The sequence below is a fragment of the Methylobacterium sp. M6A4_1b genome (assembly GCF_053345175.1).
In genome coordinates this window covers 58,885-73,133 of record NZ_JBKEZQ010000009.1, presented here as the reverse complement: position 1 = coordinate 73,133, position 14,249 = coordinate 58,885, and the positions used below count along the sequence as shown (strand labels likewise).

15 protein-coding genes are annotated in these 14,249 nt (G+C 71.1%); 4 read left to right on the top strand and 11 right to left on the bottom strand.

Features of this window, described 5'->3' with window-relative positions:
* Positions 1-31: 31 nt before the first annotated feature.
* The 4 genes from ACLBWX_RS11295 to ACLBWX_RS11280 all read right to left on the bottom strand — a co-directional run bounded on the left by ACLBWX_RS11295 (position 32) and on the right by ACLBWX_RS11280 (position 2,558).
* Positions 32-331: a hypothetical protein gene (locus tag ACLBWX_RS11295; RefSeq protein ID WP_447677162.1), complete on the bottom strand. Its 300-nt coding sequence runs from the start codon at positions 329-331 to the stop codon at positions 32-34.
* 10 nt (positions 332-341) lie between these two features.
* Positions 342-1,823 carry an Asp-tRNA(Asn)/Glu-tRNA(Gln) amidotransferase subunit GatA gene (gene gatA / locus ACLBWX_RS11290; RefSeq protein ID WP_447677161.1) on the bottom strand — a complete coding sequence of 494 codons (1,482 nt, stop codon included), beginning with the start codon at positions 1,821-1,823 and terminating at the stop codon, positions 342-344.
* 121 nt (positions 1,824-1,944) lie between these two features.
* On the bottom strand, positions 1,945-2,232 hold the full coding sequence (gatC, locus tag ACLBWX_RS11285) for an Asp-tRNA(Asn)/Glu-tRNA(Gln) amidotransferase subunit GatC (RefSeq protein WP_447677160.1): 288 nt from the start codon (positions 2,230-2,232) through the stop codon (positions 1,945-1,947).
* A gap of 146 nt (positions 2,233-2,378) precedes the next feature.
* Positions 2,379-2,558: a hypothetical protein gene (locus ACLBWX_RS11280; RefSeq protein WP_447677159.1), complete on the bottom strand. Its 180-nt coding sequence runs from the start codon at positions 2,556-2,558 to the stop codon at positions 2,379-2,381.
* A 113-nt stretch (positions 2,559-2,671) separates the two neighbouring features.
* On the opposite strand from ACLBWX_RS11280, the gene ACLBWX_RS11275 reads away from it, so the two are divergent.
* Together ACLBWX_RS11275 and ruvX are read left to right on the top strand one after the other, a co-directional pair.
* Positions 2,672-3,217: an SMI1/KNR4 family protein gene (locus ACLBWX_RS11275; protein ID WP_447677158.1), complete on the top strand. Its 546-nt coding sequence runs from the start codon at positions 2,672-2,674 to the stop codon at positions 3,215-3,217.
* An 89-nt stretch (positions 3,218-3,306) separates the two neighbouring features.
* A complete protein-coding gene (gene ruvX, locus ACLBWX_RS11270) occupies positions 3,307-3,801 on the top strand; it encodes a Holliday junction resolvase RuvX (RefSeq protein ID WP_447677157.1) in 495 nt (164 codons plus the stop codon).
* Between the two features lie 6 nt (positions 3,802-3,807).
* Here the strand turns inward: ruvX and dprA are convergent, their stop codons facing one another.
* The 5 genes from dprA to acnA all read right to left on the bottom strand — a co-directional run bounded on the left by dprA (position 3,808) and on the right by acnA (position 10,098).
* A complete protein-coding gene (dprA, locus tag ACLBWX_RS11265) occupies positions 3,808-4,983 on the bottom strand; it encodes a DNA-processing protein DprA (protein ID WP_447677156.1) in 1,176 nt (391 codons plus the stop codon).
* Positions 4,984-5,016: 33 nt separating this feature from the next.
* Positions 5,017-5,625, bottom strand: a complete 609-nt coding sequence (gene plsY / locus ACLBWX_RS11260) for a glycerol-3-phosphate 1-O-acyltransferase PlsY (protein ID WP_447677155.1) — start codon at positions 5,623-5,625, stop codon at positions 5,017-5,019.
* Positions 5,622-6,929: a dihydroorotase gene (locus tag ACLBWX_RS11255; RefSeq protein WP_447677257.1), complete on the bottom strand. Its 1,308-nt coding sequence runs from the start codon at positions 6,927-6,929 to the stop codon at positions 5,622-5,624. Before ACLBWX_RS11255 ends, plsY begins: the two co-directional genes overlap by 4 nt.
* A gap of 111 nt (positions 6,930-7,040) precedes the next feature.
* Positions 7,041-7,229, bottom strand: coding sequence for a YegP family protein (locus ACLBWX_RS11250; RefSeq protein ID WP_447677154.1), 189 nt, complete (start codon positions 7,227-7,229; stop codon positions 7,041-7,043).
* A 169-nt stretch (positions 7,230-7,398) separates the two neighbouring features.
* Positions 7,399-10,098, bottom strand: coding sequence for an aconitate hydratase AcnA (gene acnA / locus ACLBWX_RS11245; protein WP_447677153.1), 2,700 nt, complete (start codon positions 10,096-10,098; stop codon positions 7,399-7,401).
* 311 nt (positions 10,099-10,409) lie between these two features.
* On the opposite strand from acnA, the gene ccmA reads away from it, so the two are divergent.
* Together ccmA and ccmB are read left to right on the top strand one after the other, a co-directional pair.
* Positions 10,410-11,060 carry a heme ABC exporter ATP-binding protein CcmA gene (ccmA, locus tag ACLBWX_RS11240; protein WP_447677152.1) on the top strand — a complete coding sequence of 217 codons (651 nt, stop codon included), beginning with the start codon at positions 10,410-10,412 and terminating at the stop codon, positions 11,058-11,060.
* The gene (ccmB, locus tag ACLBWX_RS11235; RefSeq protein ID WP_200930014.1) at positions 11,060-11,725 is read left to right on the top strand and encodes a heme exporter protein CcmB; all 666 of its coding nucleotides are present in this window, start codon (positions 11,060-11,062) and stop codon (positions 11,723-11,725) included. Before ccmA ends, ccmB begins: the two co-directional genes overlap by 1 nt.
* A 4-nt stretch (positions 11,726-11,729) precedes the next feature.
* Here the strand turns inward: ccmB and opgC are convergent, their stop codons facing one another.
* Positions 11,730-12,926, bottom strand: a complete 1,197-nt coding sequence (opgC, locus tag ACLBWX_RS11230; protein ID WP_447677151.1) for an OpgC domain-containing protein — start codon at positions 12,924-12,926, stop codon at positions 11,730-11,732.
* A 124-nt stretch (positions 12,927-13,050) separates the two neighbouring features.
* Positions 13,051-14,238: an SMP-30/gluconolactonase/LRE family protein gene (locus ACLBWX_RS11225; protein ID WP_447677150.1), complete on the bottom strand. Its 1,188-nt coding sequence runs from the start codon at positions 14,236-14,238 to the stop codon at positions 13,051-13,053.
* Between the last annotated feature and the right edge of the window lie 11 nt (positions 14,239-14,249).

The following is a 14,249-nucleotide window of genomic DNA, read 5'->3' as shown; positions in this document are numbered from 1 at the left end:
ACCCGAAAGGTGGAAGCGCCGGCCGGCGCGGTCAAGCGCGCAGGCGATAGAGCTGGTGGGCCAGGAAGCCCAGGGTGCCCCAGACGAAGCCTGCGATCCAGCGCACGGGGAAGAAGGTCGGCCCGTCGTGGCTCACCGGCGCCGGCCAGGGAATGCCGATCGCGGTCACGCCCCAGGACACCAGGACCGAGACCGCGAAGGCCATCAGCGACACGAGGATGACCTTCACGAACTGGTCCGACTTCCAGCCCATCACCAGGGCGATGGCGATCAGCACCGGATCGAAGGCGGCCCAGATCCAGACGTCGAAGGGATAGACCGGAACCGTCATCGGGTGCGCCTCATGCCCACCACGCGGCGGGCAGCCGGGTCCGTCCGGCGGCGTCCTCGATCACCTGGGCGGCGGCGAACAGCGTCTCCTCGTCGAAGGGGCGGCCGATGAGCTGGAGCCCGAGCGGCAGGCCCTGCGCGTCGAGGCCGGCCGGCACCGAGATCCCGGGCAGGCCCGCCATGTTCACCGTGATGGTGAACACGTCCTGCAGGTACATCTCGACGGGGTCGCCCGAGCCCTTCTCGCCGATGCCGAAGGCGGCCGACGGGGTCGCGGGGGTCAGGATCGCGTCGATGCCGGAGGCGTAGGCCTGCTCGAAGTCGCGCTTGATCAGGGTGCGGATACGCTGGGCGCGGACGTAATAGGCGTCGTAATAGCCGGCCGAGAGCACGTAGGTGCCGATCATGATGCGGCGCTTCACCTCGCGGCCGAAGCCGGCGGCGCGGGTGTTCTCGTAGAGCCCGGCAATGTCCTTGCCGGGCACGCGCAGGCCGTAACGCACGCCGTCGTAGCGGGCGAGGTTCGAGGAGGCCTCGGCCGGGGCGACGATGTAGTAGGCCGGCAGGGCGTACTGGGTGTGCGGCAGCGAGATCTCCCGCATCGTGGCGCCGGCGTCCCGGAGCATGGCCGCGCCCCGGTCCCAGAGCACCTGGATCTCGGCCGACATGCCCTCGACCCGATACTCCTTCGGAATGCCGATGGTGAGCCCCTTCACGCCGCGGGCGATTGCGGCCTCGAAGTCCGGCACGGGCAGGTCGGCGCAGGTGGTGTCGCGCGCGTCCTGGCCGGCCATCGAGCCGAGCAGGATCGCGCAGTCGCGGACCGTGCGGGCGATCGGGCCGGCCTGGTCCAGGGAGGAGGCATAGGCCACCGTACCCCAGCGCGAGCAGCGGCCGTAGGTCGGCTTGATGCCGACGGTACCGGTGAAGGCGGCGGGCTGGCGGATCGAGCCGCCGGTATCGGTCGCGGTGGCGCCGAGGCAGAGATGGGCGGCCACCGCCGCCGCCGAGCCGCCCGACGAGCCGCCCGGCACCAGCTTGGCGTCCGATCCGGCGCGGCGCCAGGGCGAGACCACGTCGCCGTAGGCGGAGGTCTCGTTGGACGAGCCCATGGCGAACTCGTCGAGGTTCAGCTTGCCGAGCATCACCGCGCCGTCGCGCCAGAGATTGGCGGTCACGGCCGATTCATAGGCCGGGGTGAAGCCTTCGAGGATCTTCGAGCCGGCCGTGGTCGCCACGCCCTCGGTGCAGAACAGGTCCTTGATCCCGAGGGGGATGCCCTCGAGCGGACGGGCCTGGCCCGCGGCGATCCGCGCGTCGGCCGCCTCCGCCATGGCGATGGCCCGGTCGGGCGTCTCGATGAGATAGGCGTTCAGCGCCCGCGCCTTCCCCATGGCATCGAGATGCGCGCGGGTCAGGTCGGTGGCGGAGAAGTCCTTGGCCTTGAGCCCGTCGCGGGCCTCCGCCAGGGTGAGTTCGTTCAGAGAGGTCATGGGCGGCAGAGTCCTGGGCGCTCGTCCTGGTGGGTCCCGGGGAACCGCCGCCGTCGCCGTTCGCGCGCCGGGCGGACCGTCCCTCGGGGCGGCCGGGTTTCGGGGTCGGCGGCGCGTGCGCCTACTCGACGACCTTCGGCACGAGGAAGTAATGGTCCTCGGTCTCGGGGGCGTTGGCCACGATGGCGTCGGCCTTGGCCCCGTCGGTGACCACGTCCTGCCGCTTCTTCATCGCCATCGGGGTGACCGAGGTCATCGGCTCGACCCCCGTCACGTCCACCGCGCCGAGTTGCTCGACGAAGGCCAGGATCGCGTTGAGCTCGCCCTGCAGGGGGGCGACCTCGTCCTCGCTCACCGCGATGCGCGCCAGGTGCGCGATGCGCCTCACCGTCGTTGCGTCGACCGACATGCTGTCTTCAGATCCTCAGGCTCCCACCGCAGCCCGGCGGGGTTCCGCGGGCGATGGGGCGTCGGGCCGGGCTATAGCACCCGCCTTCGCGCGCTCGCAACGCCGGGCCTCTTTCCAGGCCGCCGCCCCGCGCGGATGCCGCCGCGTCAGGCGATCGCGTGATGGGGCAGGATCGGCGACTCGATGAGGATGCCGGCCCTGGACGGGACGATGTCGGCCTGGCGGAAGCCCACGAGCAGGATCTCGCAGGCCAGCGCCAGCATCAGCTTGTGCCGCAGCGGCATCCGGCGTCGCGCGGGTTTCGGCTGGGCGATCGGGTCGGGCATGCGGTCGGGATCCGGCGTCTTAACGAACGATTAACGATCCTCTGGCCGATCCGGTCCCGGCAAGGCTATGACAACGTTTCTTTAAGGTTAACGGCCAGACGAAGGTGGATTTCATGTGGGTGACGGTGTTCTCGCCCTGCGCGCCGGGGCCGGTGGCGACCGAGGCGGCCCTCGACCGGGCCGAGGCGGAACTCGGCTTCGGCCTGCCGGAGAGCTACCGCGCCTTCTGCCGAACCCTCGGGGCCGGGCTCGCCAACGGCTACTTCCGGGTGGCCGTGCCGAGCGAGGCCCCGGAGACCGACCTCGTCGCGCATGCCGAGCTGATCGCCCACAGCATCGCCACCGTCCTCGGCGACCGACCCGAGCACCGCTTCGAGGTGGAGGGCGACGATCCCAGCGTGGTCGAGCGGGCCGGCTTCTTCGGCCGCTCGGAGGCCGGCGAGTTCCTGTTCTGGGACGTGGTGCCGGGGCGCGAGGAGTACGAGATCTGGGTCCTGGGTGCCGATCTCGAAACGGTGCGCTTCGGCGGGGCCGACCTCGTCGACCTGATGCGGCGGAGCCAGGGACCGGCGGTGCGCGGCATCCTCGGCATGGGCGCCGAGCCCCTCCCCGCGAGTTTCGTCGGAGACGGCACCGAAGGCTCGGCCGGCCTGCACTGACTCGCAGACCCTGTCCCGACCCGGAGGTATGGCTTGCCGGCCGGGGCCGGATCGCGCAGGAGAGGCGCCATCACCGGAGAGCGACGGACATGGACGAGGCCGAGATGCGGGCCTTCGCGGAGGCGTCGCAGGGCGGACCCCGCCTGATCGGGATCGACCTCGGCACGAAGACGATCGGGCTCGCCCTGTCGGATGTCGGGCGCCAGATCGCCTCGCCCCTGGAGACGATCCGGCGGGTGAAGTTCACCCCCGACGTCGCGCGCTTGCGGACTCTCTGCGAGACGCACGCCGTCGGCGGGCTCGTCATCGGTCTGCCCCTCAACATGGATGGCAGCGAGGGCCCGCGGGTCCAGTCCACCCGGTCCTTCGTGCGCAACATGAAGCCGCTGCTGCCCCTCCCCGTCCTCTACTGCGACGAGCGCCTCTCCACCGCCGCCGTCACCCGCGCGCTGATCGCGGCGGACGCCTCGCGGGCCAAGCGCGGCGAGGTCGTCGACATGCTGGCCGCCGCCTACATCCTGCAGGGCTGCCTCGATCAGATGCGCCGGGCGCTGGGCGAGGAGGAGCCCGACGACGACGCGTGAGGGCCTTCAGCCCACCAGCGACACCGCTCCGCTGCCGTGACGCTCGATGCGCCCGTCGAGTTCCAGCTCGAGAAGGGTGGTCTGGACCACGCGGACGCTGAGGCCGGCGGTCCGCGCCAGCTCGTCGGTCCCGATCGGGGTCGGGCTGAGATAGGCGATCAGGCGGGCGCGGTCGTCCGCAGGTTCGGGCGCGGCGAAATCCTCGGTGGGCATCGGCAGCACGATGCCGTCGACGTCGAGCTCGTCCCAGAAGATCGGTGCGTCGGCGAGGTCGGGCCGGTCGACGGCCAGGGCCTCGGCGCTGCGCGGATCGGCGCCGCGCGCCAGCAGGGGGGCGATGGCATCCGTGACGTGGCTGCTCTCGGAGACCAGCGTCGCGCCCTGGCGGATGAGGTCGTTGGTCCCTTCCGCCCGTGGGTCGAGGGGCGAGCCCGGCACGGCGAAGACCTCGCGGCCCTGCTCCAGGGCGAAGCGGGCGGTGATCAGCGAGCCCGAGCGGCGGGCGGCCTCCACCACGACGGTGCCGTAGGCGAGGCCCGAGATGATGCGGTTGCGCCGGGGAAAGTCCCGCCCGCGCGGCTCCCATCCCATGGGCATCTCGGCCAGGACGGCCCCGCCCGCTTCCAGGATCGACTCGACCAGGGCGGCATGGTTGGCCGGGTAGATCCGGTCCTGTCCCCCCGCCAGCACCGCCACCGTGCCGGGCACCAGGGCGGCCCGGTGGGCGCGCGCATCGATGCCGCGGGCCAGGCCCGAGACCACGACGAGGCCGGCCTCGCCGAGGCCGCGGGCGAGGCGCTCGGTGAAGGCGAGGCCGGCGGCGGACGCATTGCGCGAGCCGACGATGGCGATGGCGGGGCGATTCAGGATCGCGGCCTCGCCCCGGATCGCGATCAGCGGCGGCGCCGAATCGGCGGCCTGCAGCAGCTTCGGATAATCCGCCTCCCCGAGCGCGACGAGACGCGCGCCGAGGCGACCGGCTGCGGCGATCTCGGCTTCGGCCTCGGCCCGGCTCGGCGGGGTGATGCGCCGACCGCTGCGACCGGTGAGGCTCGGCAGGGCCTCGAGAGCCGGGCCGGCGCCACCGAAGCGATTGATCAGGGTACGGAAGCTGCGCGGGCCGATGCCCTCGCTGCGGATCAGGCGGAGCCAGTCGAGACGCTGGGCATCGGTGAGCTGCATCGCCCTCCCCCTTCCGGAGTGGGCGTTCGGACCTCAGCCCTTCTGCCCGATGCGCCCCTCGGTCCCGTCGATCAGCCGGCGGATGTTGGGCGCGTGCTTCCACCATAGCAGGGCGGCGAGCAGGAGAAACAGAAATGCAACCGGTGGCTGTCCGAGTACCCACAGGACGAGCGGCGTCAGGGCGGAGGCCGCCAGCGCCGCGAGGGAGGAGTATCTCAGCGTGAAGGCGAGGCCGAGCCAGATGGCGGCGAAGGCCAGCAGGCCCAGCGGGCTCAGCGCCAGGAGGACGCCGAGGAAGGTCGCCACGCCCTTGCCCCCCTTGAAGCCGAGCCAGACCGGAAACAGGTGCCCGAGGAAGGCGCCGAGGCCGGCGACGAGGGCCGCCTCCGGCCCGAAGCGTCCGGCGAGGAGCACCGCGAGCGTGCCCTTCAGGGCGTCTCCCAGCAGGGTGGCGGCCGCGAGGCCCTTGCGCCCGGTGCGGAGCACGTTGGTGGCGCCGATATTGCCCGATCCGATCGCCCGCACGTCCCCGAGCCCGGCATAGCGGGTCAGGATCAGCCCGAACGGGATCGAGCCGAGGAGGTAGCCCCCCGCCAGCGCCGCCAGCAGGAGGGGCCAGGGCAGTGCGTCGAGAGCGTTCACGCGGCGGCCCCGATCTCTGTGGGAGCGCGGAAGACGAGGCGGCCCTCCACCATCGTCAGGACGGCGGCCCCCTGCAGACGTGCCTCGTCGAAGGGCGAGTTCTTCGAGCGCGACTTCAGCGCGCGCTTGTCGAGGACATAGGGCAGATCGGGGTCGATCAGCACGAGGTCGGCCGGGGCGCCGGCCGCGAGGCGCCCCGCCGCGCGCCCGAGAAGGGCCGCCGGGCTCGTGGTCAGGGCCGCCAGCAGGCGCGGCAGGGCGACGTCGCCGGTATGGACAAGCCGGAGCGCCGCGCCCAGGAGCGTCTCGATTCCGAGGGCCCCGTCGGCGGCCTCGGCGAAGGGCAGGCGCTTGGTCTCGACATCCTGCGGGTTGTGGTCGGAGACGATGACGTCGATCACGCCTTCGTTGAGGCCCGCCACCAGGGCGAGCCGGTCGGTCTCGTGCCGGAGCGGCGGCGAGAGCCTGCAGAAGGTGCGGTAATGGCCGATGTCGCCCTCGTTTAGGACGAGGTTGTTCACCGAGGCGCCGCAGGTGACGGGCAGCCCGTCCGCCTTGGCCCGGCGCACGATCTCCACCGAATCGGCGCAGGAGATCATCGCGGCGTGATAGCGGGCGCCGGTGAGGCGCACGAGGCGGATGTCGCGCTCCAGCATCACCGTCTCGGCCTCGCGCGGGATGCCGAGGAGCCCGAGGCGGGAGGCCATCTCGCCCTCGTTCATCACGCCGTCGCCGACGAGGTCCGGCTCCTCCACGTGCTGCATCAGCAGGGCGCCGAAGTCGCGGGCATAGGTCAAGGCGCGGCGCATCACCTGGGCGTTGCGCACCGCCTTGAGGCCGTCGGTGAAGGCCACGGCGCCCGCCTCCTGCAACAGGCCGAACTCGGTCATCTCCTGGCCGGCGAGGCCCTTGGTGATGGCGGCGGCCGGCAGGACGTGGACGCTGGCGGTGTCGCGCGCGCGGCGCAGCACGAAGTCGACGATGGCCGGCCCGTCGATGACGGGGTTGGTGTCCGGCATGCAGACGAGCGTGGTGACGCCGCCCGCGGCCGCCGCCGCGCTGGCGCTGGCCAGGGTCTCACGATGCTCGGCGCCGGGCTCGCCCACGAAGGCGCGCAGGTCGATCAGGCCGGGACTGAGGACATGGCCGCCGCAATTGATCGTCTCAGCCTCGTCCGGCACGCCCGCCAGCGGGCCCCAGCCGACGTCGTGGATCAGGCCGTCGCGCACGAGGACATGGCCGGGCGCCTGCCGACCCGTGGCCGGGTCGCACAGGGTGGCGTTGGTCAGGAGGATGGGGCGCATCGTCATGCGTCGCGGTTTCGACCGGGCGCGCCGTGGCGTCAAGCGTGATGGGGGCGAGCACGCCGCTGCGGATGGCGCCGACGTGCCCTTCCAGGTCTCAGGCTTGTCGCCTCAGACCTCATGGACCGGATCGTTGCCCGAGCCCTTGTTGAGCTTGAGGCCGTGCAGGCAATCCGCCTTCGCGACGTAGCTCTCGCTGCTCTTCGAGATCTCCTCGCCGTTCTTGGCGTAGTAGACCCAGTACCACTGACCCCGCGTGTCCTTCTTGACCTTGTAGCAGGAGTAGGAAATCGCCGACATCGTTTCGCTCCTCGGTCGACCGGTACCGCGCGCGGCATACCGGTAGGATTCAAACTCTAGGTTTGATATCCGCCGATTTATTAACCTGAGAGAAGCCTTTCAAGACAATCGAACCGAAAAAAGGCCCCGCCCTTTCGGGCGAGGCCTCGTCATCGAGACGCCTGAGGACTTACGCCGCCAGCGAGCGCAGCACGTAGGGCAGGATACCGCCGTTGCGGAAGTACTCGAGTTCGTCGAGGGTATCGATGCGGCAGGTCAGCGGGACCTCCCGCTTGGTGCCGTCGGCCGAGGTGATCTCGGCGATCATGGTCTGGCGCGGCTTCAGATCACCGGACAGGCCCCGGATCGAGACCGTCTCGTCGCCCTTCAGACCCAGCGAGGCCCAGGAAGTCTCGCCCTGGAAGACCAGGGGCACGATGCCCATGCCGACGAGGTTCGAGCGGTGGATGCGCTCGAAGCTCTCGGCCACCACGGCGCGGATGCCGAGCAGCTTGGTGCCCTTGGCCGCCCAGTCGCGCGACGAGCCGGTGCCGTACTCCTTCCCGGCGAAGACGACGAGCGGCGTGCCTTCGGCCTGATACTTCTGCGCGGCGTCGTAGATGAACATCCGCTCGCCCGAAGGCTGGAACAGGGTGTAGCCGCCCTCGACCACGTTGCCGGATTCGTCGCGGACCATCTGGTTCTTGATGCGGATGTTGGCGAAGGTGCCGCGCATCATGACTTCGTGGTTGCCGCGCCGCGTGCCGTACTGGTTGAAGTCCTGCACCCGGACCTGATGCTCCTGCAGGTAGGCGCCCGCCGGGGAATTCGCCCGGATGTTGCCCGCCGGCGAGATGTGGTCGGTGGTGATCGAGTCGAGGAACAGGCCGAGGATGCGGGCATCGACCACGTCCTCCACCGGCGCCGGGGTCTTCTGCATGCCGACGAAGTAGGGCGGGTTCTGCACGTAGGTGGAGGTCGAATCCCACTGGAAAGTCTCGGCCTCGGTGACCTCGACGGCCTTCCAGTAGTCGTCGCCGCCGAACACGTCGGCGTAGCGAGACTTGAACAGGGTCGAGGTGATGTTGGCCTCGATGAACGCCTGCACCTCGGCGCTGGAGGGCCAGATGTCCTTCAGGTAGACGGGCTGACCGTCCGACCCGGTCCCCAGCGGCTCGGTGGTGATGTCGATCTGCATCGAGCCGGCCAGCGCGTAGGCGACGACCAGCGGCGGCGAGGCGAGGTAGTTCGCCCGCACGTCGGGGTTCACGCGGCCCTCGAAGTTGCGGTTGCCCGAGAGCACGGCGGCGGCCACGACGTCGTTGTCGTTGATCGCCTTCGAGATCGGGGCCGGCAGCGGCCCGCTGTTGCCGATGCAGGTGGTGCAGCCGAAGCCGACGAGGTTGAAGCCCAGGGCGTCGAGGGGCTTCTGCAGGCCGGCGCTCTCCAGGTACTCGGCCACCACCTGGGAGCCGGGCGCCAGCGAGGTCTTCACCCACGGCTTCGAGCGCAGGCCCTTGGCGACCGCGTTGCGGGCGAGCAGGCCGGCGCCGATCATCACGCTCGGGTTCGAGGTGTTGGTGCAGCTCGTGATGGCGGCGATCACCACGTCGCCGTGGCCGATGTCGAAGTTGGCGCCCTCCACCGGATAGCGCTTGGCGATGTCGGCGGCCTTCTTGAACTCGGTCTCCATGGACTGGGCGAAGCCGGGCTTGGCGCCGTCGAGGAGCACCCGGTCCTGCGGACGCTTGGGGCCCGCGAGCGACGGGCGCACGTCGCCCATGTCGAGCTCCAGCGTGTCGGTGAAGACGGGGTCCGGCGTGGCCGCATCGCGCCACATGCCCTGCGCCTTGGCGTAGGCCTCGACGAGGGCGATCCGGTCGTCGGCGCGGCCGGTGACCTTGAGGAAGTCGATGGTCTTCTGGTCGATGGGGAAGAAGCCGCAGGTGGCGCCGTATTCCGGGGCCATGTTGGAGATCGTGGCGCGGTCGGCCACCGCCATGTCGTCGAGGCCGGGGCCGTAGAACTCCACGAACTTGCCGACCACGCCCTTCTTGCGCAGCATCTGGGTGACGGTGAGCACGAGGTCGGTGGCCGTGGTGCCCTCGGGCAGCTTGCCCGACAGCTTGAAGCCCACGACCTCCGGGATGAGCATCGAGAGCGGCTGGCCGAGCATCGCGGCCTCAGCCTCGATGCCGCCGACGCCCCAGCCGAGGACGGCGAGGCCGTTGACCATGGTGGTGTGCGAATCGGTGCCGACGAGGCTGTCCGGATAGGCCAGCTCCGCGCCGTCTTCCGTCTTGGTCCAGACGGTCTGCGACAGGTATTCCAGGTTCACCTGGTGGCAGATGCCCGTGCCGGGCGGCACGACGGAGAAGTTGTCGAAGGCCGACTGGCCCCATTTGAGGAAGGTGTAGCGCTCGCCGTTGCGCGAGTATTCCAGCGCGACGTTGTCGGCCAGCGCCTTCGGGGTGCCGAACTCGTCGACGATGACCGAGTGGTCGATCACCAGATCGACCGGCACCAGCGGGTTGATCTTCTGCGGATCGCCGCCCAGCGCCACCATGGCGTCACGCATCGCCGCCAGGTCGACGACGGCGGGCACGCCCGTGAAGTCCTGCATCAGCACGCGGGAGGGGCGGAAGGCGATCTCGGTCTCGGTCTTGCCCTTGTTGCCGAGCCAGGCGACGGTGGCCGAGATGTCGTCCTTCTTGACCGAGCGGTCGTCCTCGAAGCGCAGCAGGTTCTCGAGCAGCACCTTCATCGCGAAGGGCAGCGCGGTGGCGTCGGCGAGGCCTGCCTTCTCGGCATGCGGGATCGAGTAGAACGTGTAGGACTTGTCTCCGACGGTGAGGGTCTGGCGAGACTGGAAGCTGTCGAGCGATGCCACGGCGTTGTAATTCCTCGCGAGCGGTTGGTCGAACACGCGCAGGCATAACCTGCGCCACGAAAACACGTGTTCGGCTGGGAGCGCTGTGAAGCGCGCGCCGCCCCGGGGGTGCCCGAGTGAGGATGATGCGCGAAGGGCGATTTGGACGCCCTGAAACTCGCGCGGCGCAGCCTGCGCGCGTTATAGATCACTTCGAAACTGGCCGCTACCGGGGGCCTGACAGCACATCGGATCTGTTCGGTCGGCGCATGCACGTGGACGCTGCGCGGGGATCGGGATATGCGGACTTTCCGCTTCCAGCAGGACCCCCCGTGCGGCTGACCGCCCAAGACCTCGCCGTTCGCCGCTCCGGCCGCCGCATCTTCTCGGGCCTGTCCTTCGCCCTCGGGCCGGGGGAGGCGCTGACAGTCACCGGGCGCAACGGGGCCGGCAAGTCGACGCTGCTCGCGGTGCTGGCGGGCCGGCTCAAGCCCGAGGCCGGGACGGTCGCGGTGAGCGGGGTCGGCGAGGCGACCCTGTCCGAGTGCCTGCACGTGGTCGGCCACCGCGACGGGCTGAAGACCCCGCTGACGGCCGAGGAGAACCTCGCCTTCGCCCGCGACCTCCTCGGCGCGCCGACCGCGAGCCCGCGCGCGGCCCTCGAGGAACTCGGCCTCGGCCACGCTTTGCGGCTTCCCGTGGCCTACCTTTCCGCCGGCCAGCGGCGGCGGGTGGCGCTGGCCCGCCTCCTCGTCTGCCGGCGCCCGCTCTGGCTCCTGGACGAGCCGACGGCGGCCCTCGACGCCGCCTCGCAGGATGTCCTGGCCGGGATGATGGCGCGGCATCGCGCGGAGGGCGGCCTCGTCATCGCGGCGACGCACCAGGCGCTCGGCCTCGCCGACGCCCAGGACCTGCGGATCGACGCGCCGGCCGCGCCGGCCATGGCCCGGTCGACGGCGGCCGCCGACGAGGTGTGGTGGTGATGCGCGCCCTCAGGGCCCTCGTCGCCCGCGACCTCGCGCTCGCCGCCCGCGTCGGCGGCTCGGGCGCGCTCTCCCTCGTGTTCTTCCTGATGATCGTGGCCCTGGTGCCCTTCGCGCTCGGACCCGACCTCAACCTGCTGTCGCGGATCGGGCCGGCCATCCTCTGGCTCGCCGCCGTGCTCTCGACCCTGATTGGCCTCGACCGCCTGTTCCAGGCCGACGAGGAGGACGGCTCCCTCGACCTGATGACCGGCTCGCCGGCTCCCCTGGAGGGCGTCGTGCTCGCCAAGGTGCTGGCCCACTGGCTCACCACCGGCCTGCCGCTGGCGCTGGCCTCGCCCCTGTTCGGGCTCCTCGTCGCCCTCGACGGCCGGGCGATGGCGGCGACCGCCCTCACCCTGCTGGTGGGCACGCCGGCCCTGACCTTCGTGGGCGCGGTGGGCGCGGCGCTGACCGCCTCGATCCGCCGGGGCGGCCTCATCCTGGCGGTCGTGGTGCTGCCGCTGATGATCCCGACGCTGATCTTCGGTGTCTCGGCGAGCGAATCGGCCCTCGGCGGCACCGTCCCGTTCACCACGCCCCTGGCCATTCTGGGCGCTCTGAGCCTGATCGCGGGCGTGATCGGGACGCTCGCCGCCGCTGCCGCCCTGCGCTGGTCGGAATAGAGCTTCAGGCGATCGCCGTGGCCCCTCGCTGGGCCGAAATTCGGAGATCCCGCGCCGGGGCCTGACCGTCCGGCGACGCGGGGCGAGAGGGCGGCGCCCGGCCCGCACGCCCGCCGATGCGCAGGGCGAGGCCGACGAACAGCGCGATCATGCCGGCCTCTAGGAGCAGCAGGGGGAGCCACGCATCGCCGAGGGGAATGGCGGCGAGATCGAGCGCCTCGCTGGCGACCACGGCCCCGATCGCGCCGGCGGTAAAGACGGGAAGGGAACGACGGCCCAGACGGGTCAGGATGTGGTCGTACGGCACCTGGTGCAGCAGGCGGATCAGCGGAGCCCGCGGCAGGGCCATCACCACGTAGGCCAGGGCGAGAACGTGCAGGACGCGCAGGGGCGACTGGTAGGTCTTGCTCGCGCCGAACCAGAAGGTGTCGTTGCGCGTCGCGGCCCAGTCCGCCGCGGGCGGCCAGAGGCGGACCAGGACGACGGCCAGGACGAGGTAGCTGGCGAGATAGGCCAGCGCGAGACCGGTCAACCACCGGCTGCGCGGCAGGGCGACGCCGCCGACCATGCCCTGGCCGATCGCGATCCCGAGGGAGAACACGAGAATCCAGGGCAGGACCGTCAGGGCGAAGGGCATGCCCGTGAGGCTGTTGTTCACCACCAGATCGAAGTGACCGGCCGCGAGCCAGACGAGCAGCGCCGGCGGCAGGGGCGCCCAGAACCGCCATCCGGCGAGGCGCAGGAGGAGGGGCGCGACCAGCATCAGGGCGACGTAGAGGCGCAGGACGCCGGAGTAGCCCACCGTCTGGCGCAGGCTCACCGCGTGGCTGAGCACGCTCGGGACGCCATGGTCCCGCAGCAGACCGGTTTCCTCCGCATGCACGCCCGCGACGCCGCGCAGGGCGAGGATGGCTGCCAGGATGCCGAGCGTCGACAGGATGATGACGAGGTCGAAGGCGTAGATCCGGACGGCCCGCCGCCAGAGATGGGCGACGATGTCCGGAACGCGGCGTCGCGATGACTGGCTCCCCGCGAGGGCGACGGAGATTCCGCTGAGCAGGACGAAGATGTCGGCGCTGTCGGAGAATCCCAGTCGGGACGGCGAGACGGCGGCGATGGCGCCGTCCTGGATATGGTTCACGAAGATGTTGATCAGGCAGAGGCCACGGATGGCGTCGATCGTCGTCCTTCGCTGCGGCATGCCTCGCCCCGGTGCGGCCTACACGCGGCGACCATAGGGACTGAGCCTTAAGGTTGCATTGCAACCTCTGGGCGTGATCCCGGGGAGCGGTTCGGCCGTGTCCCGGGCCGAGGACCCGCGCGCCTCACGCCGGATCGGCGTCGATCCGCATCCGCAGGATGGCGTAGGGCGGCGTCTGCAGATCCTCGCCGCCGTTGTATTCCGGGCGGCGGTTCACCTGGGCGGACGAGATGTGCAGCCAGCGGTCCGGGGTGATCCAGAACGTGTCGGCCCAGATCAGGCGGGGGTCCGAGGCGATGATCTCCACCGTGCCGTCGGGGTCGCGCCGGCCGACCGCGTTGAACTCCTGCATCGCGAGGTAGACCCGGTCCTTCGAATCGGTGGTGAGGCCGCCGGTCATGCCCTTCTCGCCGAGGTCCGTGACGCCGGCCGCCACCGCCGCGTCGCCGGTCTCGGGATCGAGGAGCGCCGCGGTCTCCACCGCGTAGAGGCGGCGACCGATCAGGGGCGCGTAGTACAGGCGCTGCCCGTCGGGACTCAGCGCGATGCCGTTGGCGCCACCCTGGACCGGTCGCGGCGGCCCCTCCCCCTTCCGCTGCATCACGGGGCGGTTCTCGACGATCTTGAGAAGGCCCTTCTGCGACTGGGTGCTGGCATGGCCGGCGAGGCGCCGCACCACCCGGCCGCTGGCGAGGTCGACCGCCAGGATGGCGCCCTCCCCGTCCTGGCCCTGGTCCGTGATGTAGGCGCGGGCATACCCGTCGCGGATGTCCACCCGCAGGTCGTTGAGCGACGAGGTCGGCGTGACGCCGGCTTCCAGCGGCACCACGCGGCGGATGCGGTCGTCGGCGAGATCGATCTGCACCAGCTTGGCGGCACCCTTCACCGGCGGGCCGGAGCCGTCCGGCAGGCCGGCATCGAGGCACCACAGGGTGTCGTCGCGGTCGAAGACGCCGTTGGGCACGTGGAACAGGTGCGCCTGCGGCTGCTCCGGGTCGGGCTGGTTCGTCGCCAGGTCCGGGTAGGGGCGGACCTCGCCGTCAGCCAGCACCTCGCCCAGGGTGTAGGGCACCTTCGCGTTGAAGCGCGGCATCATCACGAAGCGCCGGCCGCTGGCCGAGATGGCGAGGCCCGTGGGGGTCGAGGGCGCGTTCGCCGTGAAGGCGAGTTCGAGCCCGCCCGCCGCCCGGCGGGTGGCGACCTCCGGCGGCGAGGCCGCCACGGCCTCGCCGGAGGGTGAGAGGGCGGCCGCGCCGGTCAGGCCGGCACCGGCGAGGCCGGCAGCGAGGAGGTCACGGCGAGCGAGCGTCATGGCGGAATCCG

Excerpts from the sequence above, each read along its gene's own strand:
- ACLBWX_RS11295 (WP_447677162.1), bottom strand. The coding sequence starts at position 331 with ATGACGGTTCCGGTCTATCCCTTCGACGTCTGGATCTGGGCCGCCTTC.
- gatA (WP_447677161.1), bottom strand. The coding sequence starts at position 1,823 with ATGACCTCTCTGAACGAACTCACCCTGGCGGAGGCCCGCGACGGGCTC.
- gatC (WP_447677160.1), bottom strand. The coding sequence starts at position 2,232 with ATGTCGGTCGACGCAACGACGGTGAGGCGCATCGCGCACCTGGCGCGC.
- ACLBWX_RS11280 (WP_447677159.1), bottom strand. The coding sequence starts at position 2,558 with ATGCCCGACCCGATCGCCCAGCCGAAACCCGCGCGACGCCGGATGCCG.
- ACLBWX_RS11275 (WP_447677158.1), top strand. The coding sequence starts at position 2,672 with ATGTGGGTGACGGTGTTCTCGCCCTGCGCGCCGGGGCCGGTGGCGACC.
- ruvX (WP_447677157.1), top strand. The coding sequence starts at position 3,307 with ATGGACGAGGCCGAGATGCGGGCCTTCGCGGAGGCGTCGCAGGGCGGA.
- dprA (WP_447677156.1), bottom strand. The coding sequence starts at position 4,983 with ATGCAGCTCACCGATGCCCAGCGTCTCGACTGGCTCCGCCTGATCCGC.
- ACLBWX_RS11255 (WP_447677257.1), bottom strand. The coding sequence starts at position 6,929 with ATGCGCCCCATCCTCCTGACCAACGCCACCCTGTGCGACCCGGCCACG.
- ACLBWX_RS11250 (WP_447677154.1), bottom strand. The coding sequence starts at position 7,229 with ATGTCGGCGATTTCCTACTCCTGCTACAAGGTCAAGAAGGACACGCGG.
- ccmB (WP_200930014.1), top strand. The coding sequence starts at position 11,060 with ATGCGCGCCCTCAGGGCCCTCGTCGCCCGCGACCTCGCGCTCGCCGCC.
- opgC (WP_447677151.1), bottom strand. The coding sequence starts at position 12,926 with ATGCCGCAGCGAAGGACGACGATCGACGCCATCCGTGGCCTCTGCCTG.
- ACLBWX_RS11225 (WP_447677150.1), bottom strand. The coding sequence starts at position 14,238 with ATGACGCTCGCTCGCCGTGACCTCCTCGCTGCCGGCCTCGCCGGTGCC.